Raw genomic sequence first — 11227 nt, 5'->3', positions numbered from 1 at the left:
CCGTCATGCCGGTGAAGAACGCCGCGAAGCCCGACAGCAGCAGCCCCCAGGGCAGCACCGCCTGCTGGTAGCCGTCCAGCCGCAGGCCCCAATTGGCGCCCAGGATCGACAGCAGCATCACCGCGAGGATGAAATGCGTCCAGCTGGCCGCGCGGATGCGGATGCCCCTGACCATCAGCAGCTCGACCGTGCCGGACAGGCCGGCGGCCAGCCCCATCAGGAAGGCGCCGCCGCTGGACCACAGCGCCGCCCGCGCCCAGAAGGCGTCGCCGGTCCACCAGTAGAAGCCGTCCGCCGCCAGGGTGCTCATGGTCAGGGCGATCGGGAAGGCGACCAGCATGGCGTGCACCGGATGGCCGACCACGGCGATGCGCGACTGGGTGCGGTGGAAATGCGGGTTGTCGGCGATCGGATCGGCCAGGCCCGTCGTCTCGCCGGCGGTCTCGGCACGGTCTGCGGTCATCGCGCGGCCCCCCTTCGGAAAATCTTCTGCGCCGCGACAACGATCCTGGCCATCGGCGGTTGCTCCGGGCCGCTGTCGACGCTGGACGCGGCGGGGCCCGCCGCGCAGGCCGCCGCGACCCTGTGGTGGGCGATGCTGGCAGGCGCCGCGGCGCTGACGCTGCTGGTGATGGTGCTGCTGGCGCTGGCCTTCCGCCGCGGCGGGGCCGAGGCCCCCGGCGGCCGCCGCGCCCCGGCCGGCCTGTGGCTGGGCGGGCTCGGCGTCGCGATGCCGACCACGCTGCTGCTGCTGCTGCTGGGCTCCGCCCTGGTGGTCGGCGAGCGCATGGTGGCCCGCGCCGCGCCGGAGCGGGTGGTGATCGGCGCCAGCGGCCACCAGTGGTACTGGGACTTCACCCAGCCCGGCGCCGACGGCCCGATCGTGACGCGCGACGTGATGCATATCCCGGCCGGGCGGCCGGTCGATGTGCGGCTGCAGGGGAATGACGTGATCCACAGCTTCTGGGTGCCGCGGCTGGCCGGCAAGATGGACGTGGTCCCCGGCCATGTGAACCTGCTGCGCATCGAGGCCACGCGGCCCGGCGTCTTCGAGGGGCAATGCGCCGAGTTCTGCGGCCTGGAGCATGCCCGCCACCGCTTCCGCGTGGTGGCGCATGACGCGGCGGGATGGGCCGCCTTCCAGCGCGGGCAGCAGCCATGACGCCGGTTGCCCGGCACAAGGCGCTGACCGCGATCTGGGGCGCGCCGCGCGGCTGGCGCGGCACGCTCTGCTCGGTCAACCATTCCGATATCGGCAAACGCTTCATCCTGGCCGCCTTCGCCTTCTTCGCCATCGGCGGCGTGCTGGCCATGCTGATCCGCGCCCAGCTAGCGACGCCGGGCAGCGCCTTCGTCGGGCCCGAGATCTACAACCAGCTGTTCACGATGCATGGCAGCATCATGATGTTCCTCTTCGCCATCCCGATGTTCGAGGGGCTGGCGCTGTACCTGCTGCCGAAGCTGCTGGGCAGCCGCGACATGGCCTTCCCGCGCCTCTCCGCCTATGGCTGGTGGTGCTACCTGTTCGGCGGCAGCATCCTCATCGCGGCCCTGGTCATGGGCGTCGCGCCCGATGGCGGCTGGTTCATGTACACGCCGCTGTCGTCGAAGGCCTATACGCCGGGCATCAACGCCGATGTCTGGCTGCTCGGCATCACCTTCGTCGAGATCTCGGCGATCGCCGCGGCGATCGAGATCACCGTCTCCATCCTGAAGCTGCGCGCGCCCGGCATGCGGCTGGAGCGGATGCCGCTCTTCGCCTGGTACCTGCTGGTCACCGCGCTGATGATGATCGTGGCCTTCCCGCCGCTGATCCTGGGCTCGATCCTGCTGGAGGTGGAGCGCGCCTTCGACTGGCCCTTCTTCGACCCGGCCCGCGGCGGCAGCCCGCTGCTGTGGCAGCACCTGTTCTGGCTGTTCGGCCATCCGGAGGTCTACATCATCTTCCTGCCCGCCGCCGGCGTGGTCTCCACCGTGCTGCCGGTGATGGCGCGCAGCCGGATCCTCGGCTACGGCTGGATCGTCGCGGCGCTGCTGGCCCTGGCCTTCCTCAGCTTCGGCCTCTGGGTGCACCACATGTTCACCACCGGCATCCCGCATATGGCGCTGGGCTTCTTCTCCGCCGCCTCGGCGCTGGTCGCGGTGCCGACCGGGCTGCAGATCTTCGCCTGGATCGGCACGCTGTGGCAGGGCCGGCCGCAGCTCCGCCTGCCGATGCTCTACCTGCTCGGCTTCTTCCTGGTCTTCGTACTGGGCGGCATGACCGGGGTGATGCTGGCGATGGTGCCCTTCGACTGGCAGGCGCATGATACGCATTTCGTCGTGGCGCATCTGCACTATGTCCTGGTCGGCGGCTTCATCTTCCCGATGCTGGCCGGCGCCTATTACTGGCTGCCGCATGTCACCGGCCGCGCCCGCGTGCCGCTGCTGGGCGAGGCCGCCTTCTGGCTGATCCTGGTCGGCTTCAACCTGACCTTCTTCCTGATGCACCTGACCGGGCTGCTGGGCATGCCGCGGCGCATCTATACCTATCCGGAGGAGATGGGCTGGACCTGGCTGAACCTGCTCTCCTCGGTCGGCAGCTTCATCATGGCCTTCGGCTTCGCGCTGTTCGTGATCGACGTGGCGCTGCAGGTCTTCCTCGGCCGCCGCAGCCGCCGCAACCCTTGGGGCGCGCACAGCCTGGAATGGGCGATGCCGGTGCCGGCGCCGGCCTACAACTTTGCCAGCCAGCCGCATCTGGCGGACGACACGCCGCATGACGGCCCCCTCGCCGCCGATCCTGGCCTGCCGCAGCGGCTGGCCCGCGGCGAGGGCTACCTGGCCGAGGCGCGCCACGGCTGGCGCGAGACCATGGCGGTCGACATGGGCAGCGGCGCGGTCGACCACGTCGTCCTGCTGCCGGGCAACACCCGGCTGCCGATCCTGACCGCGCTGGTCACCGGCAGCTTCTTCCTGGCGCTGCTGGCCGGCCTCTACTGGCTGGCGCTGCTGCCGGTGGTGGCGGTGGCGGCGCTGGCCTGGCGCTGGGCCTGGGTGCTGGGCGGGCGCGCCGCCATCGGCCCGGTCTCGATCCGCCCCGGCCAGACCGCGCCGACGCATCGCGAGGCCGCCGGCGCGCCGGGCTGGTGGGGCAGCGTCTTCCTGCTGGTCGCCGATGCCACGCTGCTGGGATCGCTGCTCTTCGGCTATGCCTTCCTCTGGGTGGTGGCGCCGAACTGGCCGCCGCCCGCGATGATCCAGGGCGGCTGGACGCCGGCGCTGGCGGCAGCACTGGCGGCGGCGGCGGCCGGCATGCTGCTGGCGCGCCTTGCGGCCACGGCGAGCCAGGAGGGGCGCCGGCCGGCAGCCCGGCGCGCCGCCGCGGCGGCGGCAGGCGCGCAGCTGCTGGCCGCCGCCGCGCTGGCCTGGCTGGGCGCCGCCGGGCTGCCGCCGCCCGACAGCCACGCCTATGCCGCGGCCTCCTGGGCACTGCTGGCCTATGCGGCGCTGCATGCCCTGCTCGCCGCGCTGCTGGCGGCCTTCGTCTGCGCCCGCCTGGGCTCCGGCCATATCCGTCCAGGCTGCGGGCTGGAGCCCGCGGTGGCGCGCCTGTTCAACGACTATGCGGCGGCGGCGGTGCTGATCGTGCTGGCCTGCGTGCTCGCCCCGGCGCTGCTGCCATGAGGCTGCTGGCCCGCGCCTCGGCCGGCCTGCTGGTCTGGGCCTTCGGCTTCTCGCTGCTCTACGGGCTGCATGGCCTGGGCTGCGCTATCGGTTGGCAGGACATCGGTGGCGCCGGTGTCTCGCTGTTCCGCCTGGTCCTGGTCGGGACCTGGCTGACCTTCTGCGCCGGCGGGCTGGCCGTGGTGCTGGTGGCGGCGCGCATGCCTGCAGGGCTGCCGCGGCGCCTGGGCCTGGCCTCGGCCCTGGCGGGCTGCGGCGTCACCCTTGTCACCGGATTGCCGACGGTCATTGCCTCGGAATGCCTCTAGGCCCGCCCAAGCGGGATCGGGAGGCGCGCCAGTCTGGGCGGCGCGGATCGGGGCGCATCAGCCGCGGCCCTGCCCGCCCTGCGGGGCCTGCGCCGTCGCTCGTTCGAACAGACCTGCGGCATCCCGCCCTCGTCGCAGAGTTCCGCGCCGGCGATGAAGCTCGCCCCGCCGTTCGGCGTGGCGGCGCGGCTTCGTGCTCTTCCGCACGCCGCGCGAACCCCAAGGCCTCGTGCTACAGGTGGCCTTCACGCAGCTGAAGGCGCGGCCAGGTCCGCAGGACGGCCCATTCAGGCCAGAAGCGACATTCCACGCCGGCACTGCCGGCGGCATAGACAGGGTCCTCAGCTCTCCGATTCTGCTGCCAGGCGCCCGAGGCGCCTGGCCTGCCGCGTCGCTCGTGCCCGTTCCAGCGAGGCCGCCCGGCGGCGTTCCTCCCGCAGCACCGTGATATCCGGCTGCCACCAGCCGCGCGTCAGCTCGGCCGGGGTGACTTCGGCTCGGGCGGGCCAGGCCCGCACCAGCTCGGCATGGCCCGGCCGGCGCCAGGTCGCCCAGATCGGCGTGGCGGATTCGGTGACGATGCCCGGGTAGAAGCGGGCCAGCGTCGCCGGATCGGCCAGCTCGCCGGTGACCGCCTCGAAGACCACGCAGCCCAGATGGGTCATCAGCACCCGATCGAGCGGCGGCAGCGCATCGGCTGCCACGGGATAGCGGTTGCGGCGACGCTCGGCTGCCTCGGCACGCCGGTCCGCCGCCTCGGCGGCGGTCCTGCGGCTCACCGCGCGCTGGCGCCGCGCCTCGGGCTCGGCCATACGGGCAGCGGCCTCGATCGCGGGCCAGCGCTTCTGCAGCGCCTCGAACGACCGGAATGGCACGCGCCAGACCTTCGATGTCCCGTCCCAACGGGCCCAGGGCACCTCCCGCAGCTCGGCGATGACTGTGCGGGAATAGGGCGTGCGGACCAGGAGGTCGTCGGCGACCTCCAGATAGGGACTGGCGATCGGCTCGAAGGTGAAGGCATCGCGGCCGCGTTGATCCGCATAGACCAGCACGCCGGACCATTCCCGGCCCATCCACCGCGTCAGGCGGCGTTCCGCCCGTGTGCCGGGAACGAACCAGGCGCCCAGATCGTCGCGCCAGCGGGCCTGGGGGAAGGCCTCGCGGAAGCGTTCCACCGTCATGCGGTCATAGGGGAAGCGGGCCGTCGCCCCGGGCGGGCCGTCCCCAGGGCTGTGCTGCGTCGCGCTGAACGCCGTCGCCGGCTCGGTCACGGGCCGCTCCCCATGGTCAGCGGAAGGCCCAGCGCAGGGTCTGCGCGATCCCCAGCGTTCCCGCCCGCACCAGCGGCCGGCCCAGCAGCGGATTGGGCAGCCCGTGCAGCCGCCGGGACCAGCCCGGCAGGAGGTCGATCGCCGCCTGGTTCGCCAGCACCTGCATGCCGGCCGTCACCCGATCGGCCTCGGCCGCCTTCAGCACCAGGCGGCGAACCTCCCGCGTGCGGGCGTCGGCGCGCAGCTGCGGCCGGTAGGCGCCGATCAGGTGCTGCGCCTCCGCCAGGCTGCAGGGCACGGGCGCCGCGCCCAGGGCGCGCGCCACCTGCGCCATCTCCGCGAAGTAGCGGTCCTGGTCGGCCAGCGACATGCCGGGCTCCGCATAGCGCCGCCAGGCGCTCAGGAAGCAGGTGGCCTCCGTCACATGCACCCAGGCGAGCAGCGCCGGGTCGCCGGCGGCATAGGGCGTGCCGTCGGGCAGGGTGCCGCGGACCCGCTCATGGATCTGGCGCACCCGCGCCATCACCGCCTCCGCCTCCTCACGCCCGCCATAGGTGGTCAGGGCGATGAAGCGCGCGGTGCGCCGCAGCCGGCCCTGCATGTCGGCGCGGAAGTTGGAATGGTCCCAGACGCCGGCCAGCACCGCCGGATGCAGCATCTGCAGCAGCAGCGAGGCGATGCCGCCCACCATCATCGAGGCCACGTCGCCATGGACACGCCAGGCCACCGCCCGGGGGCCGAACAGGCCGTCCGTCCGGCGCACCACCGGCGCCTCGCCCCGCCCGCGGTCGTTGAACAGGGCGACGACACGGGCGGTGATGGCGGACTTCAGGGCCTGCGCCGGGTCCGGCTGCAGGGCGCGCGGCAAGGGGTAAGCCATGACCTTCGATATGGTCGGGGTCCGGCCCTCGACAAGGCGAGGCCGCGCCGGGCCTGGATCGGGGAGCGTCCCGCCCGAGCTGCCCTGCAGCATCGTGCCATGCAGGACCGTCGTGCAGCGCCTCAGCCTGTGCGACACAGGCTTTGAGCGCGTCCGCGTCGCGGGCGAGGCCGGCCTTCAGCAACGCCTCCGACTGCCGCGACATCAAGACGGCCCGGAACCAACCGAGGAAACCCCGACACGTGACGCCTCTCGATCCTGCCCTGCTGCCCGCCGGCCTCCGCAGCCGCATCCTGAATGGCGTGAACGGCCTCGCCGTCCATCTGCTCGAGGCCGGACAGGCCGGGCAGCCGGCGGTGCTGCTGCTGCACGGCTTTCCGGAGCTGGCCTTCTCCTGGCGCAAGGTGATGCCCGCCCTCGCCGCGGCCGGCCACCACGTCATCGCGCCCGACCTGCGCGGCTATGGCCGCACGACGGGATGGAGCGCGGGCTATGACGAGCCGCTGGCGCCCTTCCAGATGCTCAACATGGTGCGCGACCAGCTGGCCCTGCTGCAGGCGCTCGGGCTGCCGCAGGTCGAGATGGTGGTGGGGCACGACTACGGCTCCTCGGTCGCGGCCTGGTCGGCGCTGATCCGCCCCGATGTCTTCCGGCGCCTGGCGATGATGAGCGCGCCCTTCGCCGGCCCGCCGCGCTTCGGCGTGCCGCCGGCAGGCAATCCGGATGCCGGCCTGGCCGGGCTGCAGCCGCCGCGCAAGCACTACCAGTGGTATTACGCCGAACGCCGCGCCGCCGCGGAGATGGACCGCCCGCCGCAGGGGCTGCACGCCTTCCTGCGCGCCTACTACCACCACAAGAGCGCCGACTGGCCGGGCAATCAGCCCTTCCCGCTGGCCGGCTGGACGCCGGAGGAACTGGCGAAGCTGCCCGACTACTACGTCATGCCCCTGGAGGCGACGATGCCGGAGGCGGTGGCGCCGCACCTGCCGCCCGCCGAGGCGCCCTGGCTCACCGATGCGGAACTGGCCGTCTATGCGGCGGAATATGCCCGCACCGGCTTCGCCGGCGGGCTGCAATCCTATCGCTGCAACACGGGCGGCGCGAATGCGGCGGATCTGGTGCTGTTCGGCGGCCGGCGGATCGAGGTGCCGGCCATCTTCATCGCCGGCAGCAGCGACTGGGGCATCCACCAGGCGCCCTTCGCCCTGACCCGGATGCAGGAGGCGGCCTGCGCCGATTTCCGCGGCCTGCAGCTGATCCCGGGCGCCGGCCACTGGGTGCAGCAGGAGCAGCCGGAGGCCGTGGCGCAGCGGCTGATCGCCCTGGCCGCCAGCGCGACCGGCCGGTGAGGCGATGGTCGGAGCGCCCCTTCGACGAAGGAGCGCCCCTGCCTTCCTCGCGCCGGGCGAAGACGCGGCACCCCTGACCTCCAGCCACCCGCCGCCCCATCAGGATCGAGGCGATAAGGCCGCCGACCGGCAAAGGCGAGGTTGAAACCTGAGGGCGGGCAGCGGCGCCCGGCGCGGCGCGGGCCGCCCTGCCCGGTCAGCCGCGATCGGCATCGATGATCGCCTGGGCGAAGGCCTGCGGCGCTTCCTGCGGCAGGTTGTGGCCGATGCCGCCGGTCAGCAGGCGGTGCGCATAGCGGCCGGTGAACTTCGCCGCATAGGCCGCAGGGTCCGGATGCGGCGCGCCATTGGCATCGCCTTCCAGCGTGATGCTGGGCACGCCGATGCGGGGGAAGGTCGCCAGCCGCGCCTCCAGCGCGTCGTGGCGCGGCTCGCCTTCGGCCAGGCCCAGGCGCCAGCGATAGTTGTGGATGGTGATGGCGACGTGGTCGGGATTTGCGAAAGACCGTGCGCTGCGCTGGAAGGTCGCCTCGTCGAAGGTCCAGCGCGGCGAGGCCTGGCGCCAGATCAGCCGCGCGAAGTCGTCGGTGTTGCGGGCATAGCCGGCGCGGCCGCGCTCGGTCGCGAAATAGAACTGGTACCACCAGGACAGCTCGGCCTGCGGCGGCAGCGGCGCCTGGTTGGCTGCCGGGCTGCCGATCAGATAGCCGCTGACCGAGACCAGCGCCGTCACCCGTTCCGGCCACAGCGCCGCGAGGATATTCGCCGTCCGCGCGCCCCAGTCGCAGCCGCCGACCACGGCGCGCTCGATGCGCAGCGCGTCCATCAGCGCCAGGATGTCGACCGCGATCGCCGCCTGCTGGCCGTTGCGTGGCGTGGCCGCGTCCAGAAAGCGGGTGCTGCCATGGCCGCGCAGGAAGGGCACGATGACGCGATAGCCCTGGGCGGCCAGCAGCGGCGCCACCTCGGCATAGGTGTGGATGTCATAGGGCCAGCCATGCAGCAGGATGACCACCGGCGCTTCCGGCGCGCCGAGCTCGGCATAGCCGGTGTCCAGCACGCCGGCGGCGACCTGCTTCAGCGGGCCGAAGCCAGCGGATGGCTGGGCCCGGGCCGTGGTCGCCAGAGCCGCGAGGCCGGCGGCGCCCAGAAGGTGGCGGCGAGAGAGGGAGGAAGCAGCGGACATCGGGATCATCCTTGTGAGCGAGAAGAAAATCGTCGGCATCAGCCGAAGGTGAAGGCGTAGGCCTCGGCGCCGGCATCGAGGAACCGGATCTCGAAAAGCCGCGGGCGCACCTCGGCTTTCTGGCGCAGCAGCTGGTAGAGGCGCTGGCCGTCGATGGTGCCGAAGCCCGCGGCATCGGTGTCCGCGCCGTGGTCGGCGCCGGGCGGCTGGCCATCGATGGTGACCCGGAAGCGGCGCGGCGCGGCGTCGCGGGCACCCATGACCAGGTGCAGGTCGCGCGCCTGGAAGCGCATCAGGATGCCGCCGCCGGCCGCGTCCAGCACGGCCTGCTCGCCGCCCACCGTCCAGCGGCCGTCCAGGCTCCAGCCGTTCAGCCCCGGCGCCACGCCGCGATAGGATTGCGGCGCGTCCTGGCGCAGCGGCTCGCGCCCGGCATAGGCCTGCGCCTGGCGGTAGCCGAGATAGCTTTCGGGCGAGCGCAGCCGGGCGAAGTCGGGCGCCGCCTGGGCGCCGGGCTGCCGCAAGGCGACCGGCGGCGCCGCGGCCGGGGCGCCCCCTGCCTCGGCCAGCAGGGCGCGGAGCGCGGCCTCGAGGCGGGCCTCGCCGCCCTCGCCGGCCTGCACGTGGCGCAGGCGGCCCTCGGCATCCACCAGATAGAACGCCGGCCAGGCGCTGTTGCCGAAGGCGCGCCACAGGGCGAAGCGGCTGTCGACGGCGACCGGATAGGCGATGTCGAGGTCGCGCAGGGCGCGGCGCACATTGCCGGCGTCGCGCTCGAAGGCGAATTCCGGCGTGTGCACGCCCAGCACCACCAGGCCCTGATCGGCATAGCGCTGCGCCCAGGCGCGCAGATGCGGCAGGCTGCGCAGGCAGTTGATGCAGGAATAGGTCCAGAAATTGACCAGCACGACCTTGCCGCGCAGCGCCTGCGGCGTCAGCGGCGGCGTGTTCAGCCAGGCCACCGCGCCGTCGAGCCCGGGCAGGGTGCCCAGCACCGGCAGGGCTGCAGGCTGCGGCGGCATGGCGGGGGCTTCTCCAGGCTGCAAGGCATCGACCAGCGCCTGCTCTAGCGGCGCCGCGCCGGCCAGCGGGGTGCGGGCCAGCAGCCGGGTGTCGAGGCCGAGGCCGATGGCGATGACGGCCAGCACCGCCAGCCCGCCCAGGCCGCGGCGCAGCAGCCCGCTGGCGGCCGGCAGGATGCCGGGCAGGGCGCGCAGCAGGCGCTGGCCCAGGGCGGTGGCCAGGCCCAGCACGGTCGCCGCCCCCGCCGCAGAGCCGGCCAGCAGCAGGGTGCTCTGGGCGCCGGGGCCCTGCAGCGCCGCGCCGGTCAGGATCAGGCCGAGCACCGGCCCGGCGCAGGGCGCCCAGACCAGCCCCGTCGCCAGCCCCAGCAGCAGGGCGGCCAGGCGCGGCGAGCGGATCATGGCCGCCCGCCCCCCCAGCCGGTCGCCCAGCCGGGCGAGCGGCGCCGCCAGACGGGTGGCAAGGCCCGGCCACAGCAGCGCCAGGCCGGACAGCGCCAGCAGCGCCAGCGCCACGGCGCGGCCGCCGCGATGCGCGTCGACGGCCCAGCCACCGGCCACGGCGCCGAGGCTGGCCACCAGCACGAAGCCCAGCGCCAGCCCGGCCAGCAGCGGCAGCGTCCCCTGGCGGAAGGGCCGGTCGGCGCGGGCCAAGATGAAGGGCAGCACGGGCAGGATGCAGGGGCTGAGGATGGTCAGCACCCCGGCGAGATAGGCGAGCAGGAAGAAGGTCACGATGCGCCTCCCGGTTGGATCGGGCGGACCCTGCGGCCGGCGGGCGGCAAAGTCCTTGTGGCGCGGCCGCTTAAATTCCGAATTTTTCCTAAGCGCCGCGACGCGGTAGCCTGCCGCCGCCATGCCGTCCGACACCCCTGCCGACCACCACCGCTTCGGACGCTATGCGCTGCTGCCCGCGCGCCGCGCCCTGCTGGTCGACGGGCGCGAGGCGCGGATCGGCGGCCGCGCCTTCGACCTGCTGCTGGCCCTGGTCGAGCACCGCGACCGCATCGTCACCAAGGACGAGCTGCTGCAGCGCGTCTGGCCCGGCCGCGTGGTCGAGGAAGGCAACCTGACCGTGCATGTCGCGGCGCTGCGCAAGCTGCTGGGCGGCGGCGTGATCGCCACCGCCTCCGGCCGTGGCTACCGCTTCGTCGCGCCGCTGGTGGATGCGGGGGCCGCCCCCTCCCCGGCCCCGGCGGCCGACCCGGACGCCACCCCGGGCCAGGGGCCCGCCAGCCTGCCGCGCCCGCTGACCCGGCTGATCGGGCGCGAGGCCGACCTGCAGGCGGTGCTGGCCCTGCTGGCGCCCAGCCGCTCCTCGGGCCGGCTGGTGACGCTGCTCGGCCCCGGCGGCATCGGCAAGACGCGGCTTGCGCTGGAGGTGGCAGACCAGGCCGCGGCCGGCCTCCCCGACGGCGTCTGGCTGGCGGAGCTCGGCCCGCTGGCCGATCCGGCCGCCCTGCCGCTCGCCGTCGCCCGGGCGCCGGGCCGCGACCTGCGCAACTTCGCCTCTCGCCCCGCCATCCCTCCTTGGCTCGCCCCGCG

10 protein-coding genes are annotated in these 11227 nt (G+C 73.6%); 5 read left to right on the top strand and 5 right to left on the bottom strand.

Annotated elements, in window-relative coordinates:
- Positions 1–463 (bottom strand): DUF2231 domain-containing protein (locus BKE38_RS27285; RefSeq protein ID WP_076960336.1); only part of this gene is annotated, 463 nt, incomplete at its 3' end.
- 132 nt (positions 464–595) lie between these two features.
- Between BKE38_RS27285 and BKE38_RS27280 the strand changes: the two genes are divergently transcribed.
- From BKE38_RS27280 to BKE38_RS27270, 3 genes are read left to right on the top strand one after another with little or no spacing between them, the layout of a single operon-like run.
- Positions 596–1162, top strand: coding sequence for a cupredoxin domain-containing protein (locus BKE38_RS27280; RefSeq protein WP_207553692.1), 567 nt, complete (start codon positions 596–598; stop codon positions 1160–1162).
- Entirely contained in the window at positions 1159–3666 is a 2508-nt protein-coding gene (gene ctaD / locus BKE38_RS27275; RefSeq protein WP_076960333.1) for a cytochrome c oxidase subunit I, read from the top strand. The genes BKE38_RS27280 and ctaD overlap by 4 nt, the downstream gene beginning before the upstream one ends.
- Entirely contained in the window at positions 3663–3974 is a 312-nt protein-coding gene (locus BKE38_RS27270; RefSeq protein WP_076960332.1) for a hypothetical protein, read from the top strand. The genes ctaD and BKE38_RS27270 overlap by 4 nt, the downstream gene beginning before the upstream one ends.
- A 341-nt stretch (positions 3975–4315) precedes the next feature.
- On the opposite strand, the gene BKE38_RS27265 is transcribed toward BKE38_RS27270, so the two are convergent.
- Both BKE38_RS27265 and BKE38_RS27260 read right to left on the bottom strand, forming a co-directional pair.
- Complete coding sequence (locus BKE38_RS27265) at positions 4316–5245, bottom strand: hypothetical protein (RefSeq protein ID WP_076960331.1); 930 nt, start codon at positions 5243–5245, stop codon at positions 4316–4318.
- Between the two features lie 16 nt (positions 5246–5261).
- Positions 5262–6125, bottom strand: coding sequence for an oxygenase MpaB family protein (locus BKE38_RS27260; RefSeq protein WP_076960330.1), 864 nt, complete (start codon positions 6123–6125; stop codon positions 5262–5264).
- Between the two features lie 242 nt (positions 6126–6367).
- Here BKE38_RS27260 and BKE38_RS27255 point away from each other — a divergent pair, with 242 nt between their 5' ends.
- Positions 6368–7474: an alpha/beta fold hydrolase gene (locus BKE38_RS27255; RefSeq protein ID WP_106409321.1), complete on the top strand. Its 1107-nt coding sequence runs from the start codon at positions 6368–6370 to the stop codon at positions 7472–7474.
- Positions 7475–7670: 196 nt separating this feature from the next.
- On the opposite strand, the gene BKE38_RS27250 is transcribed toward BKE38_RS27255, so the two are convergent.
- Positions 7671–8660 (bottom strand): alpha/beta fold hydrolase, encoded by a 990-nt coding sequence (locus BKE38_RS27250; protein WP_076960329.1) that lies wholly within the window; start codon positions 8658–8660, stop codon positions 7671–7673.
- A gap of 38 nt (positions 8661–8698) precedes the next feature.
- The gene (locus BKE38_RS27245) at positions 8699–10417 is read right to left on the bottom strand and encodes a redoxin family protein (RefSeq protein WP_076960328.1); all 1719 of its coding nucleotides are present in this window, start codon (positions 10415–10417) and stop codon (positions 8699–8701) included.
- 121 nt (positions 10418–10538) lie between these two features.
- On the opposite strand from BKE38_RS27245, the gene BKE38_RS27240 reads away from it, so the two are divergent.
- Positions 10539–11227, top strand: a 689-nt coding sequence (locus tag BKE38_RS27240) for a winged helix-turn-helix domain-containing protein (RefSeq protein ID WP_165694299.1), incomplete at its 3' end; no start/stop codon positions are given.

This window comes from Teichococcus deserti, assembly GCF_001982615.1.
Taxonomy (GTDB): domain Bacteria; phylum Pseudomonadota; class Alphaproteobacteria; order Acetobacterales; family Acetobacteraceae; genus Pseudoroseomonas; species Pseudoroseomonas deserti.
Note: the sequence above shows the minus strand (reverse complement) of the source record. Positions and strands in the feature narration are given on the sequence as shown.

Coding starts and splice junctions, on each gene's coding strand:
- BKE38_RS27280 (WP_207553692.1), top strand. CDS start 596: ATGCTGGCAGGCGCCGCGGCGCTGACGCTGCTGGTGATGGTGCTGCTG.
- ctaD (WP_076960333.1), top strand. CDS start 1,159: ATGACGCCGGTTGCCCGGCACAAGGCGCTGACCGCGATCTGGGGCGCG.
- BKE38_RS27270 (WP_076960332.1), top strand. CDS start 3,663: ATGAGGCTGCTGGCCCGCGCCTCGGCCGGCCTGCTGGTCTGGGCCTTC.
- BKE38_RS27260 (WP_076960330.1), bottom strand. CDS start 6,125: ATGGCTTACCCCTTGCCGCGCGCCCTGCAGCCGGACCCGGCGCAGGCC.
- BKE38_RS27250 (WP_076960329.1), bottom strand. CDS start 8,660: ATGTCCGCTGCTTCCTCCCTCTCTCGCCGCCACCTTCTGGGCGCCGCC.